22 protein-coding genes and 4 pseudogenes are annotated in these 22,042 nt (G+C 71.8%); 16 read left to right on the top strand and 10 right to left on the bottom strand.

Features of this window, described 5'->3' with window-relative positions:
* Positions 1-19: 19 nt before the first annotated feature.
* Together ACIQZO_RS31160 and ligA are read left to right on the top strand one after the other, a co-directional pair.
* Positions 20-691 (top strand): annotated as a pseudogene (locus tag ACIQZO_RS31160) (APC family permease); the annotation flags it as partial.
* Between the two features lie 63 nt (positions 692-754).
* Complete coding sequence (ligA, locus tag ACIQZO_RS31155) at positions 755-2,818, top strand: NAD-dependent DNA ligase LigA (RefSeq protein WP_403632482.1); 2,064 nt, start codon at positions 755-757, stop codon at positions 2,816-2,818.
* Between the two features lie 163 nt (positions 2,819-2,981).
* Here ligA and ACIQZO_RS31150 read toward each other — a convergent pair whose 3' ends face one another.
* Positions 2,982-5,153, bottom strand: coding sequence for a TerD family protein (locus ACIQZO_RS31150; RefSeq protein WP_403632479.1), 2,172 nt, complete (start codon positions 5,151-5,153; stop codon positions 2,982-2,984).
* A gap of 99 nt (positions 5,154-5,252) precedes the next feature.
* Between ACIQZO_RS31150 and ACIQZO_RS31145 the strand changes: the two genes are divergently transcribed.
* Both ACIQZO_RS31145 and ACIQZO_RS31140 read left to right on the top strand, forming a co-directional pair.
* Positions 5,253-6,053 carry a class I SAM-dependent methyltransferase gene (locus tag ACIQZO_RS31145; RefSeq protein ID WP_403632478.1) on the top strand — a complete coding sequence of 267 codons (801 nt, stop codon included), beginning with the start codon at positions 5,253-5,255 and terminating at the stop codon, positions 6,051-6,053.
* 4 nt (positions 6,054-6,057) lie between these two features.
* A complete protein-coding gene (locus ACIQZO_RS31140; RefSeq protein WP_403632475.1) occupies positions 6,058-6,549 on the top strand; it encodes a GNAT family N-acetyltransferase in 492 nt (163 codons plus the stop codon).
* A 147-nt stretch (positions 6,550-6,696) separates the two neighbouring features.
* Here ACIQZO_RS31140 and ACIQZO_RS31135 read toward each other — a convergent pair whose 3' ends face one another.
* On the bottom strand, positions 6,697-7,392 hold the full coding sequence (locus ACIQZO_RS31135; protein WP_403632473.1) for a DUF6882 domain-containing protein: 696 nt from the start codon (positions 7,390-7,392) through the stop codon (positions 6,697-6,699).
* A gap of 173 nt (positions 7,393-7,565) precedes the next feature.
* Here ACIQZO_RS31135 and ACIQZO_RS31130 point away from each other — a divergent pair, with 173 nt between their 5' ends.
* From ACIQZO_RS31130 to ACIQZO_RS31115, 4 genes and pseudogenes are all read left to right on the top strand, one after another.
* A complete protein-coding gene (locus tag ACIQZO_RS31130; RefSeq protein WP_403632471.1) occupies positions 7,566-7,802 on the top strand; it encodes a hypothetical protein in 237 nt (78 codons plus the stop codon).
* 591 nt (positions 7,803-8,393) lie between these two features.
* Positions 8,394-8,747 (top strand): hypothetical protein, encoded by a 354-nt coding sequence (locus ACIQZO_RS31125; RefSeq protein ID WP_403632468.1) that lies wholly within the window; start codon positions 8,394-8,396, stop codon positions 8,745-8,747.
* Positions 8,748-9,039: 292 nt separating this feature from the next.
* A pseudogene (locus ACIQZO_RS31120) lies at positions 9,040-9,204 on the top strand (flavodoxin family protein); the annotation flags it as partial.
* A gap of 400 nt (positions 9,205-9,604) precedes the next feature.
* Entirely contained in the window at positions 9,605-10,150 is a 546-nt protein-coding gene (locus tag ACIQZO_RS31115) for a flavoprotein (protein WP_403632465.1), read from the top strand.
* A 226-nt stretch (positions 10,151-10,376) separates the two neighbouring features.
* On the opposite strand, the gene ACIQZO_RS31110 is transcribed toward ACIQZO_RS31115, so the two are convergent.
* Complete coding sequence (locus ACIQZO_RS31110; protein WP_403632462.1) at positions 10,377-10,775, bottom strand: hypothetical protein; 399 nt, start codon at positions 10,773-10,775, stop codon at positions 10,377-10,379.
* Positions 10,776-11,096: 321 nt separating this feature from the next.
* Between ACIQZO_RS31110 and ACIQZO_RS31105 the strand changes: the two genes are divergently transcribed.
* Positions 11,097-12,983, top strand: a complete 1,887-nt coding sequence (locus tag ACIQZO_RS31105; protein WP_403632459.1) for an ATP-binding cassette domain-containing protein — start codon at positions 11,097-11,099, stop codon at positions 12,981-12,983.
* A gap of 91 nt (positions 12,984-13,074) precedes the next feature.
* On the opposite strand, the gene ACIQZO_RS31100 is transcribed toward ACIQZO_RS31105, so the two are convergent.
* Positions 13,075-13,266, bottom strand: a complete 192-nt coding sequence (locus ACIQZO_RS31100; protein WP_403632456.1) for a hypothetical protein — start codon at positions 13,264-13,266, stop codon at positions 13,075-13,077.
* A gap of 286 nt (positions 13,267-13,552) precedes the next feature.
* Between ACIQZO_RS31100 and ACIQZO_RS31095 the strand changes: the two genes are divergently transcribed.
* From ACIQZO_RS31095 to gap, 3 genes are all read left to right on the top strand, one after another.
* Positions 13,553-14,815: a hypothetical protein gene (locus ACIQZO_RS31095; RefSeq protein WP_403632454.1), complete on the top strand. Its 1,263-nt coding sequence runs from the start codon at positions 13,553-13,555 to the stop codon at positions 14,813-14,815.
* Between the two features lie 158 nt (positions 14,816-14,973).
* A complete protein-coding gene (locus ACIQZO_RS31090) occupies positions 14,974-15,930 on the top strand; it encodes a GlxA family transcriptional regulator (RefSeq protein WP_403632451.1) in 957 nt (318 codons plus the stop codon).
* Positions 15,931-16,059: 129 nt separating this feature from the next.
* Positions 16,060-17,058 carry a type I glyceraldehyde-3-phosphate dehydrogenase gene (gap, locus tag ACIQZO_RS31085; RefSeq protein WP_403632449.1) on the top strand — a complete coding sequence of 333 codons (999 nt, stop codon included), beginning with the start codon at positions 16,060-16,062 and terminating at the stop codon, positions 17,056-17,058.
* 64 nt (positions 17,059-17,122) lie between these two features.
* Here gap and ACIQZO_RS31080 read toward each other — a convergent pair whose 3' ends face one another.
* Complete coding sequence (locus ACIQZO_RS31080) at positions 17,123-17,308, bottom strand: hypothetical protein (RefSeq protein ID WP_403632446.1); 186 nt, start codon at positions 17,306-17,308, stop codon at positions 17,123-17,125.
* 89 nt (positions 17,309-17,397) lie between these two features.
* Complete coding sequence (locus ACIQZO_RS31075; protein ID WP_403632443.1) at positions 17,398-17,550, bottom strand: hypothetical protein; 153 nt, start codon at positions 17,548-17,550, stop codon at positions 17,398-17,400.
* A gap of 7 nt (positions 17,551-17,557) precedes the next feature.
* Between ACIQZO_RS31075 and ACIQZO_RS31070 the strand changes: the two are divergent.
* Positions 17,558-17,842 (top strand): annotated as a pseudogene (locus ACIQZO_RS31070) (XRE family transcriptional regulator); the annotation flags it as partial.
* An 86-nt stretch (positions 17,843-17,928) separates the two neighbouring features.
* On the opposite strand, the gene ACIQZO_RS31065 reads toward ACIQZO_RS31070, so the two are convergent.
* A complete protein-coding gene (locus tag ACIQZO_RS31065) occupies positions 17,929-18,372 on the bottom strand; it encodes a MarR family winged helix-turn-helix transcriptional regulator (RefSeq protein WP_403632440.1) in 444 nt (147 codons plus the stop codon).
* A gap of 105 nt (positions 18,373-18,477) precedes the next feature.
* On the opposite strand from ACIQZO_RS31065, the gene ACIQZO_RS31060 reads away from it, so the two are divergent.
* Entirely contained in the window at positions 18,478-18,870 is a 393-nt protein-coding gene (locus tag ACIQZO_RS31060) for a nuclear transport factor 2 family protein (RefSeq protein WP_403632437.1), read from the top strand.
* 46 nt (positions 18,871-18,916) lie between these two features.
* On the opposite strand, the gene ACIQZO_RS31055 is transcribed toward ACIQZO_RS31060, so the two are convergent.
* Both ACIQZO_RS31055 and ACIQZO_RS31050 read right to left on the bottom strand, forming a co-directional pair.
* The gene (locus tag ACIQZO_RS31055) at positions 18,917-19,303 is read right to left on the bottom strand and encodes a VOC family protein (protein WP_403632434.1); all 387 of its coding nucleotides are present in this window, start codon (positions 19,301-19,303) and stop codon (positions 18,917-18,919) included.
* 14 nt (positions 19,304-19,317) lie between these two features.
* Positions 19,318-20,514, bottom strand: a complete 1,197-nt coding sequence (locus ACIQZO_RS31050; RefSeq protein WP_403632431.1) for an aromatic acid exporter family protein — start codon at positions 20,512-20,514, stop codon at positions 19,318-19,320.
* A 160-nt stretch (positions 20,515-20,674) separates the two neighbouring features.
* Between ACIQZO_RS31050 and ACIQZO_RS31045 the strand changes: the two genes are divergently transcribed.
* A complete protein-coding gene (locus tag ACIQZO_RS31045) occupies positions 20,675-20,860 on the top strand; it encodes a hypothetical protein (protein WP_403632428.1) in 186 nt (61 codons plus the stop codon).
* A gap of 54 nt (positions 20,861-20,914) precedes the next feature.
* On the opposite strand, the gene ACIQZO_RS31040 is transcribed toward ACIQZO_RS31045, so the two are convergent.
* Positions 20,915-21,289: a hypothetical protein gene (locus ACIQZO_RS31040; protein WP_403632425.1), complete on the bottom strand. Its 375-nt coding sequence runs from the start codon at positions 21,287-21,289 to the stop codon at positions 20,915-20,917.
* Positions 21,290-21,513: 224 nt separating this feature from the next.
* Here ACIQZO_RS31040 and ACIQZO_RS31035 point away from each other — a divergent pair.
* Positions 21,514-21,965, top strand: a pseudogene (locus ACIQZO_RS31035) (FAD-dependent monooxygenase); the annotation flags it as partial.
* Between the last annotated feature and the right edge of the window lie 77 nt (positions 21,966-22,042).

Genomic DNA, 22,042 nt, shown 5'->3' with positions numbered 1-22,042 from the left:
TTCCTCATCGCATTCACGCGACTGGATCGTCCTGCTCGCCGTCGCCACCTCCGCTCTCGCCTCCACCCAGACGACGATCATCCCGGCCTCCCGTACCGCGCTGTCCATGGTCCGCAGGCACGCCCTCCCCGGTCGTTTCGGCCGGATCCACCCCCGGTACCGCACCCCCGCCGTGAGCACCTGGTGGGTCGCCGGCACGGCCACCGTCTGGTACCTCCTCATCCACCGGATCAGCGAGAACGCGCTCGCCGACTCACTGACGGCCCTCTCGCTGCTGATCGCCTTCTACTACGCCCTGACCGCTATCGCCTGCGCTGTCTACCACCGGCGCCGACTCACCTCGGGGGTGCGCGAGTTCCTGTTCATCGGTGCCGGTCCCCTCATCGGCTCGGCGCTGCTGGTCTGGCTGCTCGTCAAGGCCGTTGCCGATATGGCGGACCCCGCCAACTCCTCCGGCGGGACGTCCTGGTTCGGCCTGGGCCCGCCGCTGGTGATCGCGCTGGGCCTGAGCCTCGTAGGCGTGCTGGTGATGCTGGCGCGGCGCGCGGTGTCCGGGGCCTTCTGGGCCGAGCGCCCGACCGTGTACGAGGGTCCCGCGGACCGGCCCGAGGGGCCGCAGGGGGCTTCGCAGGCACCAGAGGCAGCGGAGACGGACCCGGCGGGGGCCGGGGCCTCGCCCGTACGAGGGTGAGCGCGCGGCAGGCGCGGCGGCGGCCCGGCCCGATTGTCAGTGCCTCGCGAGAGGATCACTGACATGACGAACCTTTCCGCCGTTCAGGCGCTGTCCAGCATGTCCAGCCGCTCCGATTACGAGGCCGCGCTCGAGCGCCTGCGCGCGGCGTCGGGGGCGTACTACGCCGACGGTGACAGCCCGATGGACGATGCGACCTACGACCGGCTCCGGCTGGACCTGCTGGCCTGGGAGACGGAGCACCCCGGCGAGGTCGCCGCCGACTCCCCCACCGGGCGGGTCGGCGACGGCGCCGCTCCGGCCGGGGACGTCGCGCACACCCTGCGGCTGCTCAGTCTGGACAACGTGTTCAACGCCGACGGCCTGCTGGCGTGGGGCGAGTCCCTGCAGCGCCGGCTGGGCCGCGAGTCGGTCGGCGGGTTCACCGTCGAGCCGAAGCTGGACGGCGCGGCCGTGGCGGCCCGTTACCGGGCCGGACGGCTGGAGCAGATCATCACGCGGGGTGACGGCAGCAGCGGTGAGGACATCAGCCACGTCATCGGGCAGATCGAGGGCCTGCCCGAGCGGCTGCCGGTGGCGGCCACCTTCGAGGTGCGCGGCGAGGTGCTTTTCACCCAGGAGCAGTTCGAGACCGCGAACGCCGTCCGCACCGCGCACGGCGCGCAGGTCTTCGCCAACCCGCGCAACGGCACGGCCGGCACGCTGAGGGCGAAGGACCGCCCGTACCGGCTGATGATGACGTTCTGGACGTACGGTGCGGTCGAACTGGACGGGGAATCGTTCCTGCCCGCCGGGGCCACGCACGCCGAGGTACTGGCCGCGGTCGCGCGGGCCGGCGTACGGACCACCGCGGACACCCCGGCCGGCCTGCACGTGGTCGCCACGCTCGCCGAGGCCCAGCAGCGGGTGGACGAGATCGCGGCCCTGCGCCCCGGGCTGCCGTTCGGCATCGACGGGGTCGTCATCAAGGTCAATGACGCGGCCGAGCAGGCGGCGGCGGGCCTGGGCAGCCGCTTCCCCTATTTCGCCGTCGCCTTCAAGCTCCCGGCCGTGGAACGGCAGACGGTGCTGGAGGACGTGGTGTGGGAGGTCGGCCGGACCGGGGTGCTCGCCCCGACCGCGATCCTCGCCCCGGTCCTGATCGACGGGTCCACGGTGACCCGGGCCACGCTGCACAACCCGGCCGACATCCGGCGCCGGGACCTGCACCTGGGCGACACCGTGACGGTGTACAAGGCGGGCGACATCATTCCGCGCGTCCAGGCGGCCGTGGTCCCGCTGCGACCCGCCGGAGCCGTGGAGGTGCCGCTCCCCCAGGAGTGCCCGAACTGCGGCGGGGAGATCAACAAGACGCAGGAGCGCTGGCGCTGCGCGAAGGGCGCGGCCTGCGCCCTCCCGGCGCTCATCGAGTACGCGGCCGGGCGCGAGATGCTCGACATCGACGGGCTCGGCAGAACGTACGTCAAGGCTCTGGTCGACGCCGGTGACGTCACGGACGTCGCCGACCTGTTCTCCCTGTCCCCGGAGCAGCTCACCGCGGCCTCCGGGAGCGCCAAGCGGGCCGCGAAGCTCGCCGAGCAGATCGAGGCGGCGAAGGCCCGCCCGCTGAACCGTGTGGTCTGCGCGCTGGGCATTCTGGGGACCGGGCGCAGCATCTCGCGCCGTATCGCCCGGCACTTCGGCACGATGGACGCGGTCCGCGGGGCCGACGCCACGGCCATGCAGGCGGTCGACGGCATCGGTCCCGAGAAGGCGCCGGTGATCGTCGAACAGATCGCCGCTCTTGCCCCGGTCATCGACAAGCTCGCCGCTGCGGGCGTCAATATGAACGAGCCCCAGGACACGGCGGCGACGCAGGACTCGGGGCCGCTGGCGGGCAAGGTCGTGGTGGTGACCGGCAAGATGACCGGGGTGCTGGAGGGCTGGGGGCGGGACGCGATGAACGCCCTGATCGAGAAGGCGGGCGGGCGTGCGGGCAGCAGCGTCAGCCCCAAGACCTCCATCCTGGTCTCCGCACCCGCGGCCGGCGGCAAGCCGAGCTCGAAGGCGGTGAAGGCGGCCGACCTCGGCATCGAGGTCCTCACGCCGGAGGCCTTCGCCGACCTGGTCGCCGATTTCCTGGCCTGACGGACGGAGATCGGTACCGGTCGGCCGAAAGGCCTCCGGCTGTCCCGCGTACAGGCGGGGCGGCCGGAGGCCTCAAGTCGGTGGCGAGGAAAGCGAAGGGACTAGTTTCAGGGAGTTTGGAGAAGGAAGCCCCTTCATGGCCTCGCCACGGCCACGTTAACAGTCAGGCGGGGATCAGGTCACGCAGGTTTTCGGGAGTGACGATCCGGGACTGCGGGTGCAGCCCGGCGGGGCGCTCCAGGCCGATGTAGGTGACGGGACCCGCCGGAACCGTCCTGCCGTCCCACAGGGTGACGGTCGTCGCGCTGCCGGTCATCAGCTCGGTGAGGTGGCGGACGGTGAGCTGCTCGCGCTCGACGATGCCGCGCAGCAGCGTCGCGACGGTCACCCGGTTGCTCTCGACCCTGTTCGACGCGGGAGCCCCCTTCAGGTAGAGGTGCAGCCACTTGGCGCGCCACCCTCCGTCGGACCCCCGCAGGAACACAAGCGGCAGGGCGACCCGGCCCGGTCCGCGCAGCTCCGACTTCATGCGCACCGTCCGCGGCTCGAACGGGCGGCCCTTCTGCTCCCCTTCGCGCAGCATGAAGCCGAAGAACGACTCCTCGACCTCCTCGAAGCCCTCTCCGGAGAAGATGTTGATCTGCGGAACGATGCAGGCGGCCCGCACGGCGCCCAGACGCAGGTTGATGAACTCCGATGCTCCGTCGGGTGCGTTGGTGATGTCACCGGAGTGTTCACCCTCGACACCGCGCAGGTTGGTGTACGACAGCCAGGAGGCCGTCGAGTAGTCGGCGTTCAGCAGCGCCGCCGACAAGTCGTAGTCGGTGGACTGCTCGCTCTGCTTCCAGTACACGAAGAAACGCAGCAGCTCTCCGTCGACGCGGGACACCGAGCCGCGCGGCAGCACGCCGAGCCCGGACGCGGTGGCCTTGCCGCTGAGCGGCAGCGCCACGTCCAGGACGTCCGGATCGATCAGCAGGTGGTCAGCGGAGGGGATCCGACGGCGCAGCTCCGCGTCGAGCGCGGCGATCAGCCGCTTGCGCTCGGGCGCGTGCACCGGACGGCGGGTGTCGTCGGTGACCCAGGCACGGCCGAGGCGGTTGACGAACACGCGCTTCTCCCCCGTCTCCCCGGCCCGGTTGTGCAGGTGCTGGCGCACCGACAGCACGACCGGTCCGGACACCTCGGGGACGACCTGCTCGGCGGCGGCCACGACGGCATCGCGCTCCTCCTGCGTGTAGGAGTCGCGCAGCAGCTGGTCCAGGGAGCGGAAGAGCTTGCCGGGCGCCGCCTTCAACAGTGCGACCGCGCCGGTGGTGTCGGCCCTGGCGAGCAGCTCCTCCACCCGGCTGTCCAGGGAGCGGGCGGTCTTCTCGCCGCGGGCGACGGCGAACACGTCGGCCGCGTGCGGCCACTGCGGGTACTCGTGCGGGTGCAGGCGCTCGCCGAGCCGCTTCCACCTCTCGCGGTGGGCGTGCACGTCGGCGAGCTTCGCCGACGACGCGGCCACGACCGCGTCGAGGCCCGCGAGCAGCGCCCGGCGCACCGATCGGGGCAGGGTGCGCAGCCGCGTCGGCTCCTGCAGGGTGACGTCACCGCCCACGAGTGCGCAGGCCAGGCGGAGCACGTCGGTGACCGTGTCCAGCAGCAGGCCCGCACCGGCCATCAGCCGGGCCTGGTTGACCACGGCGCGGTTCTCCCGTACGGGGATCTGCTCGGGCTGCGGCCCGTCGGCGCAGTGGGCGGCGAGGTCCCGCAGGTCGTGCAGGCCGTCCTCGCCCAGCGCGGTGCTGCCGGCGGCCAGGGCCAGGTAGAGGGAGGTGAGTTCGTCGTCGAGGGCCCCGCCCAGGTGCAGGACCGTCAGACGGTCCCCCGCCGCGGCGATGAGCTCGTCGTGGTGGGTGAGCATCCTGGCGTAGGTGTGCCGGTAGTTTCCGTACGACGGGAGGGTGAGCAGGTCCACCACCCCGGTGCTGAGCTGCTCCAGCGTGCTCGCGCGCGCCCCGTCGTCGGCGAGCGCCCCGGCGATGCACCGCATCCAGAAGTCGAAGGTGTCGGGCACGTTGGCCGGGAAGTCGATGAAGTACGCGTTGTGCCGGACGTGGTCGCCGACCATCTCGCGGACGGTGCCCAGGGTGCGTACGGCTGTCTCGACGACCGCGCCCTCGGCCAGCCCCGACAGGTGCTCGAGCAGCTCGGCCGAGAGCTTGAAGCCGACGGACATCAGCGCGGCGTCGAACTGCTGCGCCGCGACGGCGCCTTCCCCGGCGGGTCCGGTGGGGAGGGCGATGCGGTGGGTGTGTCGGATGAGCAGAGGGTCGAGTCGGTGCACCATTCCGGGATGATCCCAAGGCGGGGCGAGTGACCGCACCCGGTTTTCACGCGCCGACGGACGCCACCCGGGCCGTCCCGACCTCGCTATTAGGCTGCGACGATGGACCGAGCAACCGATATACCCGCGACCGTCTCTGTGCCCCTCGACCAGGCCCGGGTGAATGACTACGACGGCATCGCCGACGCGTACGCGGCGGAGAACGAGAACAGCCTCGTGAACGCCCACTACGAGCGGCCCGCGATGTTGGCCCTCGCCGCAGACGTGGCCGGCCGCCGGATCCTGGACGCCGGCTGCGGCTCGGGCCCCTTGTCCACCTCACTGCGCGATCGCGGTGCGGCCGTCACCGGCATCGACGCGAGCGCCGGGATGCTGGCGTTGGCAAGGCGGCGGCTCGGTGACGAGGCGGACCTGCGCCTGGCCGACCTGAACGACCGGCTGCCGTTCGCCGACGCGGAGTTCGACGACGTGGTCGCATCGCTGGTGCTGCACTATCTGGAGGACTGGGGGCCGGCGCTGGCCGAGTTCCATCGTGTGCTGAAGCCCGGCGGGCGGCTGATCGCATCGGTGGACCACCCCGTCGTGGCCTACACGTTCCACGATCCTCGGCCCGACTACTTCGCGACCACCAGCTATACCTTCGACTGGACGGTGGGCGGGCGGTCCGTGCCCATGAGGTTCTGGCGCAAGCCGCTGCACGCGATGACCGATGCCTTCACCACCGCCGGTTTCCGCCTGACCGCCATCGGTGAGCCGCTTCCCGACCCGGCCGCCCGTGAGCTGTTCCCCGACGCGTTCCCTGCCCTCTCGACCACGCCCACCTTCCTGTTCTTCGTCGTCGAGGTACCGCCGTCGGCCAGCGGATCCGAGTACCGGTCGGCCGACCGACCGGGGATACGCTGAAGCCATGTCAGCCCTGAACACCTCCGCACCACACTCCCTGCGCCTGGAGCCCGTCACCGCCTACAACTTCGACGCGGTCTGCGCGATACAGGTACGCCCCGAACAGGCCCACTTGGTCTCCCCCGTGGTGAAGTCACTCGCCGAGGCGTACGTGCACACCACCGCCGCCTGGCCCCGTGCCATCGTCGACGGCGACGAGGTCGTCGGATTCGCGATGGCCTTCCACGACTTCGTGTGGGACCCGGCCGTCGACCCCGACCACCGGCGCAGCGGGCTCTGGCGGCTCAACATCGACGCCCGCCACCAGGGCAAGGGGTACGGCCGCTTCGCCGTGCGCGCCGTGACCGAGGAGATCCGCGCCCGAGGCACCGACCACGCGTACGTCAGCTGGCACACCGGTGCGCACAGCCCCGAGCCGTTCTACCTCGGCCTCGGCTTCCTCCCCACCGGCGAACTCAGCGGCGACCAACGCGTCGCCCGGCTCGCGCTGAACTGAGCTGACCTGAGCTTGGCGGCCCCCGCGGGCCAGGCCGAGCTGCCGCCAGGTCGAAGGCCTTACTCGGCCGGGCCTCGGCCCCGCTGGGTTGAACTCCCCGCCACCGCCGGCCGCCCCGCCCGTGGCCGGTGGTGGCCGGGGACCGGCTCAGGTCATGGTCAGGCGGACGCCGGCGATGCGGTCCGCGGCGTCGAAGGCGACTTCCGCGCCCCCACCGCCCGGGAGGTCGGTGAGGATCCGGTCGCCGTCCTCCCGCCAGAGCAGTGCGTGGTACTCCAGGTAGCCCGTGACGACCCTGCGGGCCGAGCGGCCGATCAGGCCCGCGCCGGTGACCAGTTCCCTCGGCAGCGCGACCGTGTCCAGCGCCGCCCGCGGGACCTGCGGGTCGTCCGGCAGGAAGTACACCTGCGTGTCCGGCCCCGCCGGAAGGCCCAGGTACCCGGGGGCCTCGGCCACGCCCATGCCCGCGAAGGCCAGTGTCTCCGCCGCCCTCCGGGGATCGGCGAAACCGGACAGGTCCACGACCTCCTCGGTGAACTCGGCGATCCCGTGGGCCCGTCCGTAGCGCTCGACGGCTCCGGTCAGCGCCACCACCTCGGTGTCGCGCAGCCCCGGGTTGGCCCAGCCCCACATCCAGGACCGCTCGTTGATGTCGTAGGTGCCGAGCACGGCGATCCGTAGCTCCAGGCCGCCCTGCCGGTACAGGCAGGACGGAAGATCGGCCGTCCAGGGACCTTCCGGCAGGAAGTCGGTCAGGACTTCCAGTTGTGCGGCGCCCCAGGCCGCGTGCCGTTCCGCCTCCAGGAGGAACGCGTCACTGAACTGTTCATTCACCATGGTCATGTCCACGACCCTAGTCACCCCGCGGGAGGATCTTCCTTCCGGGCCCCGGTGCTGAAACGATCGGCCCCGCCGCTCGGTGTGTCCTACCGTGGATGGGATGAACAACCTCCTCGCCAGGCCTCACCTCGGCCGCAGCCGTACTGCTGCTCGCGCCCTCTCCGGCGCACGCGGCCGTGCACCCCGCCCCGTACATCGCGAAGTCGGGACCGGACGCGACGGAGACCCCCGCGGACAGTTCCGTGGACGACGGCGAGATCCGGTGGACCGACAGGACCGGCTACGAAGACGCGTTCACCTGGGCCGTCACGAAGTGGCAGTACCCGGGCTCGCACATCAAGATCGTTGCGCGCACCGGCTGTTCACCTTCTCAGGACGTCGACGAGGCCAACTACCGCAAGCTGTGGGGCTGATGCACACGAAGTCAGGACGATCGGCGGACTGGTCGCCGGCTGCCTGATCGCCGCGGGGGCTGGGTCATGGCCGCAGGACGGGGTGAGGTGACGACGTCCGCGATCTGTGCGGCGGACCTGTCGACGGGGAGATTTCGTACGGAAGGCCGCCGTGGCGGACAGGTCCGAGACGGCCGTGCCCGCCGAGTGCGATGACGTGATCAGCCCCGACCGACCCGGCCCCCGGACGGAGTCGGGGGCCTTCATCCCTGGCCCCGGCCATCCGTCGGTGGGCCCGGTGTCGGGCTCGGCCAAGAGCACGACACGGTCGGTCTCGACGTCGAACACGTCGAGCCGCTCCTGGCCCGTCGGCGGTCGGCCAGGCTCGCAGGGCAGGGCATTCGGCGTCCGCCGGGCGGGACAGGACAGCGTCTGTCCGCGGCATGGGCAGGCCATCCGGCCGCCGCAACCCGGTGGGCGCCGCTCACGGGACCGGTCGGGGGGGGGCGGAAACTCCGTAGGCGCCGCGTCGCGGTGTCGGTATCGTCCGTCCGGTCCACCGACCCGAGTCGGCCCGCCGCAGCTGCGGGTCACGTGCAGAGAGTGACGCAGATGACCAGCCGGAAAGCAACCACGACCCTCTGGCGCCCCACCGGCCCCGAGGAGCTGGAGCTGGTCCGCGAGCTGGAGTGGCGTGCCTGGCCGCCCCGGCTGCCCGAGCAGCCGATCTTCTACCCGGTGCTCAACGAGGACTACGCGATCAGGATCGCCCGGGACTGGAACGTGAAGCACAGCGGTGTCGGCTTCGTCACCCGCTTCGACGTCGAGTCGGAGTTCCTGAGCCGGTATCCCGTCCAGCAGGCCGGCGGTCGGACGATCCTGGAGCTCTGGGTTCCGGCCGAGGAGCTCGATGACTTCAACGCCCACATCGTCGGCGAGATCCAGGTGGTCCACGAGTTCCGTTGAAGCGGCCCCGGCAGCCGGTACCCGGAGCCCGGCGAGCAGCGGCTGAACCCGATCATGACGGTGACCGAGTGAAACGAAGCAGAGGGGGGACGGACATACGGATCGTGTCCACCTCGCACACCCGCGGCCGGGGAGCTTCAACCACGCCGTGTTCGATGCCGTGGTGGAGGAGTTGCGCGGCCGGGGTTGCCGGGTCGTGGCGCACGACCTCTGCGCCGAGGGGTTCCCGCCGCCGCTGTAAGCCGAGGAGACCGGTACGGTCCGGTCGGCGCCGCGGGTCCCCGAGGCGCAGGTGGCGCTGCACCAGAGGAAGGTGGCCACGCTCGACGCGCTGGTGTTCGTCCACCCGAACCGGTGGGGCATGCCGCCCGCCGTCCTCGCGGGCTGGGTGCAGCGCGTCCCCGCGCCGGGCGGCGCGTACAAACTCGGTACCGCGGACGGGGAGCCGGAACCGCTCCTGAAGGCGTCCCGGGCGCTCGTCCTGAACACCTCCGATGCTCCGCTCGATCGCGAAGAGACGGAGTTCGGCGACCCGCTGCAGCGCATCGGGGCGGCGTGCGTCCTCCCGTACGCCGGGATCATCGACGTGCGACGCACCGTCTTGCGACGGTCACCGGTTCCTCCGGCGGGGAACGCGCGGGCTGGCTGCACCAGGCTCGCCGAGAGGCGGCCGCGCTCGTGGACTGAGCCCGCCGAAGCCGGTGCGCGGAACGCGGAAGTGGTCCGCGCGTCCGGACCCGCGTCGGCGCCGGTGCCGGTCGGCCTCCCCTCCGGTTGGCTCCGTTGCGAAGGCCGAGGGGGAAGCCGACCGTTCCCGAAAACCCGATCATGGTCAAACAATGTGATCATATGGCGGCATGACCACGAGGACTCTCCACCTGCTCTGTTCCGCCGCCCCGCCCGTCTTCGACATCGCCCACGTCATCGAGGACGCCCAGACCCGTGGCTGGGACGTGTGCCTCGGCCTCACCCCCACCGCCGCACACTGGCTGTCCGACAGCCTCGACGGACTCGCCGCCCTCACGGGCCACCCGGTCCGGTGGCAGTACAAGTTCCCCGGACAGCCCGACGTGTGGCCCGCCGCCGACGCCGTCCTCTTCGCGCCCGCCACCTTCAACACCGTCAACTCATGGGCCCTCGGGCTGACCAACAACCTCGTCGTCGGCCTCGCCGCCGAGGCGACCGGTGCGCGCAAGCCCGTCATCGCGATGCCGTGCACCAGCACCGCCCTGGCCACGCACCCCCAGTTCGAGATCTCCCTGAACACCTTGCGCACCGCCGGGGTCGAAGTCCTTGACGGCGATACCGGGTACACCGCGGACCCCGCCGACCCCGACGCCCCGCTCCACTTCCCGTGGGCCACCGCGCTCAACGCCCTCCAGCGCGTCTCCCAGCAGGCCTAGGACGGGCGTCAGCGCAGGTCGAGCCGCATCAGGACGCGGGGGTGCCCGGCCAGCGGCGCGGACGTCTTCGAAGTCCGTGGCCGGACGAACGCGGATGACCATGGTGTCACCATGCCACGGCGGGTGGGGCGGCGTCGTTGCGTCCTCCCCGCGTTGTCCCGGCGCATGTGGGAGCCGGCCATCTGGCTCACCCCGCTGACGCGAACGGTGGCCGTCCGGATCGCCTTCAGTACCGGTGGGGCCAGACGCTGACACGGCCGCGTGCGGCACGGACCTCCACCCACGAGCCATCGGCACCGTCCGGCGGCGACCCTGCCAGATCGAACAGGATCGACGCTCCGGCCACGTCCAAGAAGGCCGCGCCGTCCTCGGTGAGGCTCAGCCTCCCGCGGAAGACGATGTGGGGGCCGTCCTCCCGCACCTCGGGCGTGCAAGCGGCAGCCGCGCAGGTGTTCCCCGGCCAGGCGATGTCCTCGTCGACCGTCCACTCGATGTGGTGCTCCCCCACCGCTGCCCGACCGGCGCCGTGCTGCCAGCGGACCACGGCGCTTCCCGCCGCCGAACGCACCCGCACGGATGTGGGTTCCGCCGCGGGCTGCCGCACTGCTTCCAGCTGTACCAACACCCCGCCATCATCCACGGTCTCGCCCGCAATCGAATTCCGGGGGCCGATCCCCGAACCGGCCGGTTCCGGCCAACCTCCCTTCCCGCTGTGCCCGGGAGCCCCGCGGAACGCGAACACGATCAGCGGCCCCCGTTGGGGAGCCGGCGCGGCGAGGTCGGCCAGATCCGGCTGCTCCGCCCGCCGGCCTGCGCTGTACTCACTCCCTCCAGTTCCCGCGACCACGCAGCCGCCCCTCCGCACACCGCGGAGCCGGGCTTTCCCACCATGCGCCGCGAGCGGACGAACCGGCCTCCACGACAACCCAGTTGAAGGAGAAGCGATATGTCCGAGCAGCAGGCCGAGCAGCGCAAGAGCGCCGCCGCACCACCCGCCCCTCCCGAGTTCAGGTACACCTGGGGCCAGCACAACGAGACCATGGAGGCGCTGACGCTCGGGCAGATGGCGCGGCGCGTTCCGTCAGCCCTCCGGCAGACGGCGCGGCTCGCCCTCGCCGTCAACCGCACCGCGTTCCACGTACTGGTCACCGCCCAGATCCTCGGGGGTTTCTGTACCGCGGCGGCGCTCGCGGCGATCTCCCGGGCCATGGTTCCGCTCCTGGCGGGCGACGGTGTCCAGGAGCGGATCTCGGCCGCGGCCGGGCCCCTGGTCGTCGCCGCCGCGATGACCGCGCTCGGCGCGCTGGCCTCCATCACCTCGGGCAGCGCGGCCCGCCGCCTGAATCCCGGTATGGCCACCCTCGCCGATCTCGCCATGGTCGACGCCCACATGGACGTCGAACTCGCCGCCTACGACGCCCCCGACTTCACCGAGCGCTCCGAGGCGGCCGAGACCGGATCCGCCCGCTCCGCCATGCTGCTGCAGGACGCCCTCGGCTTCACCGGCGGTCTGATCGACATGCTCGCGGTGGCGTCCGTCCTCGCCGTCGTCCACCCCGTGCTGCTGCCCCTGCTCCTGCTGTCGGTGGTCCCCCGGGGCCTCGGTTCGGTCTACGCCGCCCGCCTCGACTACCGCCTCCACAACGAGACGATCGCCTCCCGCAACATCAAGCACATGATGCGCTGGCACCTGACCACCCCGAAGCTCGCCGACGAGCTGCGCGGCAACAGCATGCGGCCGCACGCCCACCAGTGGTACGCGGCGGTCTGCGCGCGCATCGACTCGCGGATGGTCAGCTCGGCGCCCCGCTACCTCACCGTGTACCTGATCGCCGCCTCCGCCTCGGGCGTCTTCGTCGTCGCGACCTACGGGGCCCTGGCCGGGCTGGTCATGGGCGGATACATGGCCATCGCCGCGGCCGGCACGGCGATCGTCGCCATGCGGACCTCGACGGCGGCCCTGTCACAGCTCGTCGTCTACGGGGCGGCGATGTTCCAGCACGCGCTCTACCTCGGCGACTACACCGCTTTCGTCGCCGAGGCCGCCGAGAAGTCCGGTCCGCGCGGACCGCAGGTGGTGGAGGGCGCTCCGGAGAAGATCCGGCTGGAGGAGGCCACGTACTCCTACCCGGGCAAGGACACGCCCGCGCTCGGGCCGGTCTCGTTGACCCTGTCCCGGGGCGAGGTGATCGCCGTCGTCGGGGAGAACGGTGCGGGGAAGTCCACACTGATCCGGTTGCTGACCTCGCTGACGGTTCCGACCTCCGGCACCGTCTCCTGGGACGGGGTCCCGACCTCCGACGCCGACCAGCGCACCGCCTGGCAGCACGTCGGCCTCGTCACCCAGTCCTACGGATACTGGCCCTTCTCCGCGCGGGAGAACATCACCCTCGGCCAGCCCGACCCTCGCGGTGAGGAAGCCGTCTGGGACGCCCTGGACGCGGTCGGCATGCGGACGACCGTCGAGGAGTTCCCGAACGGCCTGGACACCCTGCTGGCCCGCTCGGTCTGGGGCGGGCACGAGCCCTCCGGCGGCCAGTGGCAGCGCCTGGCCTGCGGGCGGGCGTTCCACCGGAAGCCGGGCCTGCTGGTCATGGACGAGCCGACGTCGGCCATGGACCCGCGCGGCGAGCACATGGTGTTCTCCGGCCTGCGGGACATGCGCGACGACCGGATCACGGTGATCGTGACGCACCGGATGGAGAACTGCCGCCTCGCCGACCGGATCATCGTGCTCGACGCGGGACGGATCACGGAGCAGGGCAGCTACGAGGAACTGGTGCGGCTGGACGGCTCCTTCGCCGAGCTCGTACGCCTCTCGCAGGACCGGTAGCGGGCCGCACCTGCCGTGGGTGCGCTCACCGACGGGGTCGCGGCGGCACCGGCCGGCCGCCGCGACCCCGGAGCGGGCGCCGGCAGCCCCGTCAGCCGTGCTGGTGCTGTTCGGGGAGCCGGCTGTCCGGGTGCGCCCACAGCATGGTCTTGTCGTTGGCGCGCGAATACCCGGTGAGGGTGAGCTCGGTGCCGGGTATGCGCCAGGTCTTCCACTGGCGGAACGGGTGTCCCTGCTCCAGTCGTTCGGGGTGGGCGGGCGTCCGCGAGGGGGCCGGCGTCATCGGTGCCTCCGGGGGACGGCCGTGATCGCGTGAGGTGCGCGAGGGCCCGATCGTAGCGGGCGGTGCCCCGGGGCGGCTCGCGGATTTCCGGGCCCCGGCCGCCTTGCGCAGCCGCCTCACGGATGATCACCGAGCGTGTCGGGTGAGGCACACGGGGCGCTTGCGGCAGCGCTTGCGGCGACCGCCGTTTCCGCCCCTCCCAATGCGCCGGAACCGGTGGACGGCCGCTCCCCGAGCGGCCGAAGATGAGCGCGGCCCGCGCTCGGTGGGCCGTGAAGGGAGTGCCATGACGACGTCTCCGGTGGCCGGCAGGCCCGCTCCACCACCGAGCACCGCCCGGGAGGTACCGGACAAGGGCAAGTGGGCCGTCAAACCGCTGAACGACGGCAAGGCCGCCTACACGCTGCCCACCGAGTGGAAGAGCGGCGCACTCCACCACAAGATCGCCAAGGAGCGTCTCAGCTCGATCGCCGAACAGGTCACCCCGGCCTGGAACTCGAAGAACACGCAGATCCAGGCAGCCGCGAAGGGGTTCTGGAATCTGTGCTGGGCGGTGGCCGGTGAGGGCGTCGCCCAGGCCGTGGCGATGGCGGGCCCCGGCGGCAGCCCCAATCCGCACCGCTTACTGTGGAACCTGCCGCTGATGGTGTCCCTGGGCCCGCAGAGTCCGGCCAACGACCCGGGCATGAACTTCGACCCCGACACCGAGCCGATGCCGGACGGCCCGGGCACGCGCAGGATGGACGCCGTGTCCCTGGCGCTCAAGGACCTGGAGAACGCCTGGCTCAGCGCCGCCGGGGCGGACAACGGCCGCGGCGTGTACGACGCCGCGCTGTGGACCACCCTGCAGCGGCACCTGCAGACCGCGCACACCGCCGCCGAACGGGTCGACCGCGACGAGCGGGTGCTGTACCCGCCGCTGCGCGAGCAGTGGGTGTACGACTCCACGACCAAGCAGAACCTCCGCAAGGGGCTGACGCCGTTCCCGACGCTCGCGCAGGGGCGGCTCCTCTTCGCGCAGGCACGCGTGAACGCGCCGTCGATCGCGGCGTACGCCGACTCCGCGAACGCCGCCGCGAACGCCACGGTCCGGGGCACGGTGAGCGGGCGGCAGGTCACCCTGACGCTGACCGCGGCCGAGGAGAACGTGCACCACGTCTGCGTGCGCCACACGCTCACGTTCTTCGACTTCACGGAAGCCTCCCGGCCCCGGCCCATCAACACCTTCTGGCCGGATGTGCGCACCTTCGCCGACGCCACCGCTCTCACCGCGACGCTGCTGCCGGGCATCGCCCGCAGCTGCCTGCGGGAACTTGACCGCGAGCTGGGCAACGTGGCCAAGACGGCCGACTGGCTCGACGAGGTCCTGGAGATCTCCAGCGCGGACGTCGACGGCCGGCTCGTCTTCTACAACGTGCAATTCACCGATGTGGCGGGCACGGATGCGGCTCCCGTCGTCCAGGCGGTCATCGAGTCGTTCGCACCGGACGGCCCGGACGGCCCGGGCTTCACCCGCGGGGACCTGGACCTCATCGCCAAGCAGCTGTGACGCCGGCCCGCCGGGGTGCCTCCCGGCGGGCTCGCAGCAGGACCGCACCCGCGAGGGTCCCGGGCGGCGGACGGCAGCAGGGCGGGCCGCTGCGGCACGGGCGACGGCGGTGCGGGCGACGGCGGTGCGGGTGACGACAGCGCCGTACCCTGAACCCCGTGCCGCCCTCCCGCCTCCACCGTGTCGCCGTCCTCGTCCTCGAGGGCGCGAAGCCCCTCGACGTCGGTATCCCCGCGCAGGTGTTCACGACCCGCGCGAGCATGCCGTACGAGGTGCGGGTGTGCGGGGCGGCTCCCGGTCTCGTGACCGGCGGCGACGGGCTCTCGTACCACGTCACGCACGGGCTGGACGCGCTCGACTGGGCCGACATCGTCTTCGTCCCCGGCTACCGGTTCCCCGACCGCGAGGACCCGCCGCGGGCCGTGATCGACGCGCTGATCGCCGCCCACGACCGGGGCGCGCGACTCGCGGCCATCTCGACGGGCGCCTTCGCGCTCGCCGCAACGGGCCTGCTGGACGGCAAGCGCGCCACGACCCACTGGCACTACGCCCGGGCCCTGGAGGCGAAACATCCGCGCATCCGCCTCGACGAGAACGTCCTGTTCGTCGACGAGGGCAGCGTCCTGACATCGGCCGGCGCCGCCTCGGGCATCGACCTCTGCCTGCACATCCTGCGCCGCGACCTCGGTGTGGCCGCCTCCAACCACGCCGCCCGGCGGCTGGTCGCGGCCCCGTACCGCAGCGGCGGCCAGGCGCAGTACGTGCCGCGCAGCGTGCCGGAGCCGCTCGGGGAGCGGTTCGCCGCCACCCGTGAGTGGGCGCTGCACCGGCTCGGCGAGACCCTCACCCTGGAGGCGCTTGCCCTGCACGCGGGCGTCTCGCCCCGTACGTTCTCGCGCCGCTTCGCCGAGGACACCGGCTACACGCCGATGCAGTGGGTCATGCGCGCCCGGATCGACGTAGCCCGTGAGCTGCTGGAGCGTTCGGAGCGCAGTGTCGAGCAGATCGCCGACGATGTCGGGCTCGGCACCGGCGCGAATCTGCGCCTGCACTTCCACCGCATCCTGGGCACCACGCCGACGGAGTACCGGCGCACCTTCACCCAGGGCGCATAACCCCTGGTCGGCCCGGGAAGGACCGATCCCACAGGCTGTGGCGAGATCCTTACGAACCATGGCGATCTCGCCGCTGTCGGAGGCGCGGAGCGGGAGCGAACCTGATGGCGAACGAAAGGGACATCGCTCATGACTCGCATTGCCATCAACGGATTCGGCCGCATCGGCCGCAACGTGCTGCGCGCGCTCCTGGAGCGCGACACCGACCTCGAGGTCGTCGCCGTCAACGACCTGACGGAGCCGGCCACCCTCGCGCGACTGCTCGCCTACGACACCACCTCGGGGCGGCTCGGCCGCCCGGTGACCGTCGAGGGCAACGTGCTCGTCGTCGACGGCCACCGCATCACGGTGCTCGCCGAGCGCGAGCCGGAGCAGCTGCCGTGGGCCGAGCTCGGTGTCGACCTCGTCCTGGAGGCGACCGGCCGTTTCACCTCGGCCGAGGCCGCCCGTGGCCACATCACGGCGGGTGCGCGGAAGGTACTGGTCAGCGCGCCGTCCGACGGCGCCGATGTCACGCTGGCCTACGGTGTCAACACCGACGCCTACGACCCGGCGCTGCACACGATCGTCTCGAACGCGTCCTGCACGACCAACGCGCTGGCCCCGCTGGCCGCCGTACTGGACGAGCTCGCCGGCATCGAGCACGGCTTCATGACCACGGTGCACGCCTACACGCAGGAGCAGAACCTGCAGGACGGCCCGCACCGCGACCCGCGCCGCGCCCGCGCCGCCGGCGTCAACATCGTGCCGACCTCGACCGGAGCCGCGAAGGCGATCGGCCTGGTGCTGCCCCAGCTCGAGGGCAAGCTGTCGGGCGACTCGATCCGCGTGCCGGTCCCGGTGGGCTCGATCGTCGAGCTCAACACCACGGTCGCCCGCGAGGTGACGCGCGAGGAGATCCTCGAGGCGTACCGCGCCGCGGCGCAGGGACCGCTGGCCGGCGTGCTCGAGTACTCCGACGACCCGCTCGTGTCCTCCGACATCACGGGCAACCCCGCCTCGTCGATCTTCGACTCGGAGCTCACGCGCGTCGACGGCCGCCACGTCAAGGTGGTCGCCTGGTACGACAACGAGTGGGGCTTCTCGAACCGCGTGATCGACACCCTCACCCTGCTCGCCGCGGGCTGAACCGCAGATCGAGCCGCAGGTTGAGCCGCGGCACCGGGCCGGAAAAGCCTCCCGGTGCGGCGGCTCAGAGGTTTTCCCGGACTCTGCGCCAGAAGTTCTCGCGCACGTCCCTGATCCAGTGGCGGGTGTTGCAGTGCAGCTTGCGCACCACCGGGAAGGGCTGCGGTACGGGACGCCCGCACCACTGGCACGGCTTCGTGCGGCGGCGTGCGGGCGGGCCCGGCGCCCGCGTGCGGTTGGTCTCGGTCATGGACCCAGTGAATCGACCGGCCGCGCGCGGCGCCTCGGCGTACCCACTCAGCCGCCCTGTGCTTCGTACTCATACGACCCGCCGCCGGTTCACCGCATACGGGGAAGCCGCAGGCTGAGCAGGACGGTCAGCCCGATGAGGCCGAGCTGTACGAGCAGGGTCGTCGACACCGCCTCGCGCACGCCCGCCTTCGGGGCCAGGGCGAGGAAGAGGCTGCCGAGCGTGGCGACGCCGATCGCCACGGCGGACCTGGCGGAGCCCGCGTGGACGACGCTGCTGGCCCGGATGGAGGGGGCGTCGGCGGAGTTCCGGGCGGCGTGGGCGCGCCATGAGGTGGTCGGCGGGCAGGTCTCGAAGGCGAAGTACATCCGCAACGCTCACGTGGGCATGCTGCACCTGGAGCACACCAACCTGTGGCTCGGCCCGAGGACCGGGCCGCGGCTCGTGACCTACGTACCGCTGGACCGCGAGACCCGGGAGCGGCTGGAGGCGTTGGCGGAACTGGCCGGAGCCGGGGTTCCCGTGACGGTCTGAAGGATCGGACCGACGGGAAGCGGCGACGCCTGCGCGCGGTATCTCGGGCTTGCGTGAACAGCCCGACGAGGAGCGCTCCGGGCTGCTTAGGCGAAGGGGCCTTCCGCCATGAATCGGCGCAGGTGGTGGGCGAACGTCTCGGCCTCGCCCGGCGGCCACGAGGCCAGGCTCGCCGTGATGCGGGCGGCCAGCCGCGCGCGGAGCTCGGTCACGGCGAGCTGTCCCTCCTCGGTCAGGACGAGGAGGTGGGCACGCCGGTCGGCGGGGTCCGGCTCGCGGCGGACGAGGCCGGCGGCCTCCAGCCGGGAGGCCCGGCGGGTGACGCCCGAGCGGTCGAGCCCCGCGACCTGGGCCAGGTCGGCCGCACTGCGGGGGCCGGTCCGGGCCAGGGCGCTGAGCACGGGGTACGTCAGTTCGTCCACCGCCTCCCCCATGCCGTCCGTGAGCTGCTGGTGCAGGTGCGTGCGGGTCGTGCGCCTGAGCAGGATGCCCAGCGCGTCCGCGATCTCGTGCCCGATCTCGTTGTCCACGGAAAAAGAATAGCGTGCGTTGCGCACGCATCGGTGTTACGGTGACGAAAGAGCGTGCGCAGCGCACGCACTGCCGGTCATCACCTCGTACCGAAAGGCAGTCCCATGACGCGCACCGGTATCACCGCCGCCCTCACCGACCTGCTCCTCAAGCGCGACCTCACCGTCGAGGAAGCCGCCGACCTCCACTTCGCTCCGGAGTACCGCCAGCGCACGGACGGGGAGTGGGCCGACCGGGCAAGCTTCATCGAGCACATCACCCACCTGCGCGGCGTCGTCGAGTCCGGGCGCGTCGAGGTGCACGAGGAGCTGTACGACGGCAGCACGTACGCCGACCGGCACACCATGTACATCACGAAGACGGACGGTTCGACGGTGCGCATGGAGGTCTACCTGTTCGGCGAGTTCGCCGCCGACGGCCGCTTCAGCCGCATCGAGGAGACCACTCTGATGCTCCAGGGCTCCGACGCCGACCGCGACCTCGGCAGCGCCCGCTAGCTCGCCCTTTCGCCCCGGACCGTACCCGGCGGCGGCGCTGAGCGGGTCAGGGGCGGGAGCGCAGGGGGTGGTCCGCGGGGACCTCCACCAGGGCGATGCGGACGCCGTCGGGGTCGGCGATCCACATCTCGATCAGACCCCACGGTTCGCGTCGGGGAGGTCGCCGCACCTCGGCGCCCCGACCGCGCAGTTCCTCGTACGCCGCCTCGACGTCCGCGACCTGGAGCCACAGCCGCAGACCGGGCGCCGGCGGCTCGTCGGCGCGGCCCGACACCTCAAGGAAGCCGCCGCCGAGGAAGTAGACCGTGCCGCGTTCGGGGCCGGTGCCGAACTGGCGGTAGACGGCCAGCCCCAGGGTGTCGCCGTAGAAGGCGCGCGAGCGTTCGGGATCCGTGGGTCGCAGCAGCGTCCTGCTGCCCAGTACGTGCACCATGGCCCCACCTTCCCTCACTCACCGTCCGGCCGGGGCCGCTTCCACGGCTTCCAGCTCCTGCGGCGGCTGCGGGTGTGCTGGTCGAGTTCCTCCAAGAGCCGCTGGGAGCGCTTGTCCACGCCCAGCTCGTCGAGGACCCGGTCGATCTCGGTGAGCAGCGCGCCGCGCAGTTGCCAGTGCGCAGGATCCTCGCGGGCGGAGGCCAGTAGCAGGTCCGCGAGCCGGTCCCGGTAGGCCCGGGCGACGGCGAGTTCCCCCGTCAGGCGGGCCTCCGCCTCCTCCGCGTTGGCGCTGACCTGCGCGGTGATCAGCTGGGCGAAGCTCTCCACCGCGATGGCAGTGTGGCGCAGCACCTGCCGCAGCGCGGCCGCGGTGCCCGCGTCGAAGAGCGGGCCGTCGGGGCGGGCCTTCGCCAGGTCGGTCAGGGTCCGGCAGGCCACGCGGAGCACCACCGCGCAGATCTCCAGGGTGTCCAGGCCGGTGCGCAGCACCAGCCGGAAGAGCAGCCCCTCCTTGACCCGCGGATTGAGCCTGAGGCTGTCCTCGGCCTGCCGGAGGGCGGCGTCGACCTGGGCGATGTCGTTGTCGAGGCGGCGCGCCTCGTGCAGCCGGGCCGCGGCCTGTGCGACCCGGGCCGGGCCGGCGGGATCCTCTCCGAGGTGGTCGAGCAGCCGGCTCATGCGCTGGGCGAGGTCGGTGATCGCGGCGCCCGCGGGGCCGACCCAGAGCGGTGGGGCCAGCAGCAGGTTGACGAGCAGCCCGACCACCGCCCCGATGATCGTCTCCAGGACCCGGTCCCAGGCGGTGTCGGTGACCTGGGTGACGCCGAGGACGAGCATGGCGCTGATGGCGACCTCGGGGACGAACTCGTCCACGCGCACCAGGTGGCCCACGACGAGGGAGGCGAGGATCAGCAGGCCGAGGCTCCACCAGGTCAGACCCACCAGGGCGCTGAAGCCGATCGCGATCAGCACGCCGACGACCACCGAGTTCACCCGGCGGATGCTGGTGGTCAGCGTGGAGTACAGGGTGACCTGGACGACGAGCAGGGCGGTCAGTGGTGCGGTCAGCGGGTTCGGCTCGCTGCTCAGGCGGAGCGCGACGACGTAGCTGATGACGGCCGCGGCGGTGGAACGCAGGGCCTGGACGGCGACCGGCTCGCGGCGGCGGCGTGCGAAACGGGTGGCCAGGCTGGTGATCGTTTCCGTCATGCGGGGCGCCTTCCCGCTGCTGGGCCGGATGACGCATGGCGTGGCCGCCGGGGTTCGTGGGATTGAGGATGGTGGTGCGAGGAGGGTGACCGGGCCGTTCGCGGGTATGCGGAGGGTGTCCGGATTCCCTGTCCATGAGATCTGCGAGGGAGCGGCAGCCATGAGCGGTATGGAGAGCAAGCGTCAGAAGCCGGGAACGGGTCGTGAGGAGCAGGTGCAGGAGCACCCCGGTCCGGACCCGGTCCACCCGGAGGCCAGCAAGCGGGTCAGTGGCAAGACCCCGGAGGAACTGAGGCGGCTGCAGGAGCGGAAGACGACCCGAACGGGCGACGACGACGCGGAGTAACGGCGTCCGGCCGTAGACCGGGACGGAGCAGGGGCAGGGACCGTCGGCGGGGCTCTACGAGCCCTCGTCGTAGGTCCCCGCCTCGATTTCCAGGGCGAGCTCCTGGAGGACCCCGATCGAGGAGATGTCCGTCCGCCCGCTGTCGTGCGCCATCGCGAGGCTGGTGAACGCCAGGCTGAAGCCGGAGACCATCGTGTGCAGGGCCGGGCCGAGTGCCTCCGCCACGAGAGCGGCGACCTGCTGCGGGGACGCGTCGGCCGGTACCCGGATCGACGGCAGCATTTCGTTCAGGAGCAGGGTGGCCACTCCGGCCGTCGGTTCCGGGAGGTCGCCTTCCCCGACGCCCTCCCCGGCCTCGGCGGCCCGGCGGATGTCCTGAGCGTCAGTGAGGATGCCGATGACCCGCTTGAGTACCTCTGCGCGTTCCATCTGCGGAGCGTAGCTCCGCGCCCCGGATCCCGGGCGGCAAAAAAGAAAGGGCAAGGAGGTAACCGCTCCTTGCCACTTTCAACATATAGCGCGCGGGGGGCCTTGCGGCAAGACCCCTGCCCGGCTGCACAATCTGCGTTCGAAGCAGGCCCACGGCTCGCTCCCACGCGGCGTGGGAGGCCGAAGTCCGGCGCGATGCGGTGTGTGGACCATAGGGGATCTTGTTGATGGACGTGGTGATCGTCGGCGGCGGGCCGACCGGCCTGATGCTGGCCGCCGCGTTGCGGCTGCACGGCGTGCGGACGCTCGTGCTGGAGAAGGAGCCGGAGCCGCCCCGGTACGTCCGCGCGCTCGGCCTGCACGGGCGCATTATCGAGGTGATGGCCCAGCGGGGGCTGCTGGAGCGGTTCCTCGCGCACGGTAAGGCAGAGTGCTGCTGGCCGGCGACGCGGCGCACATCCACCCGCCGACCGGCGGGCAGGGCCTCAACCTCGGGATCCAGGACGCCTTCAACCTCGGCTGGAAACTGGCCGCCGAGGTGGCCGGCTGGGCGCCGCAGGGGCTGCTCGACAGCTACGAGGCCGAACGGCACGCGGTGGCCGCCGACGTGCTGGACAACACCCGCGCGCAGATGGAGCTGATGTCCACGGAGCCGCGGGACGGCGCCCTGCACCGCACAGCGGCTTGCTCACCTTTCGGTAACTCTTGCTCAGGTCCGCATATCGCATGGGCTGTTCTATGCCGGTTTGGCGC

It is taken from the genome of Streptomyces sp. NPDC097617 (assembly GCF_044761485.1).
Classification (GTDB): domain Bacteria; phylum Actinomycetota; class Actinomycetes; order Streptomycetales; family Streptomycetaceae; genus Streptomyces.
Note: the sequence above shows the minus strand (reverse complement) of the source record. Positions and strands in the feature narration are given on the sequence as shown.

Coding starts and splice junctions, on each gene's coding strand:
- ACIQZO_RS31135 (WP_403632473.1), bottom strand. CDS start 7,392: ATGACCATGGTGAATGAACAGTTCAGTGACGCGTTCCTCCTGGAGGCG.
- ACIQZO_RS31055 (WP_403632434.1), bottom strand. CDS start 19,303: ATGGTGCACGTACTGGGCAGCAGGACGCTGCTGCGACCCACGGATCCC.
- gap (WP_403632449.1), top strand. CDS start 16,060: ATGACTCGCATTGCCATCAACGGATTCGGCCGCATCGGCCGCAACGTG.
- ACIQZO_RS31115 (WP_403632465.1), top strand. CDS start 9,605: ATGACCACGAGGACTCTCCACCTGCTCTGTTCCGCCGCCCCGCCCGTC.
- ACIQZO_RS31045 (WP_403632428.1), top strand. CDS start 20,675: ATGAGCGGTATGGAGAGCAAGCGTCAGAAGCCGGGAACGGGTCGTGAG.
- ACIQZO_RS31105 (WP_403632459.1), top strand. CDS start 11,097: ATGTCCGAGCAGCAGGCCGAGCAGCGCAAGAGCGCCGCCGCACCACCC.
- ACIQZO_RS31040 (WP_403632425.1), bottom strand. CDS start 21,289: ATGGAACGCGCAGAGGTACTCAAGCGGGTCATCGGCATCCTCACTGAC.
- ACIQZO_RS31095 (WP_403632454.1), top strand. CDS start 13,553: ATGACGACGTCTCCGGTGGCCGGCAGGCCCGCTCCACCACCGAGCACC.
- ligA (WP_403632482.1), top strand. CDS start 755: ATGACGAACCTTTCCGCCGTTCAGGCGCTGTCCAGCATGTCCAGCCGC.
- ACIQZO_RS31150 (WP_403632479.1), bottom strand. CDS start 5,153: ATGGTGCACCGACTCGACCCTCTGCTCATCCGACACACCCACCGCATC.
- ACIQZO_RS31125 (WP_403632468.1), top strand. CDS start 8,394: ATGACCAGCCGGAAAGCAACCACGACCCTCTGGCGCCCCACCGGCCCC.
- ACIQZO_RS31145 (WP_403632478.1), top strand. CDS start 5,253: ATGGACCGAGCAACCGATATACCCGCGACCGTCTCTGTGCCCCTCGAC.
- ACIQZO_RS31050 (WP_403632431.1), bottom strand. CDS start 20,514: ATGACGGAAACGATCACCAGCCTGGCCACCCGTTTCGCACGCCGCCGC.
- ACIQZO_RS31080 (WP_403632446.1), bottom strand. CDS start 17,308: ATGACCGAGACCAACCGCACGCGGGCGCCGGGCCCGCCCGCACGCCGC.
- ACIQZO_RS31100 (WP_403632456.1), bottom strand. CDS start 13,266: ATGACGCCGGCCCCCTCGCGGACGCCCGCCCACCCCGAACGACTGGAG.
- ACIQZO_RS31060 (WP_403632437.1), top strand. CDS start 18,478: ATGACGCGCACCGGTATCACCGCCGCCCTCACCGACCTGCTCCTCAAG.
- ACIQZO_RS31140 (WP_403632475.1), top strand. CDS start 6,058: ATGTCAGCCCTGAACACCTCCGCACCACACTCCCTGCGCCTGGAGCCC.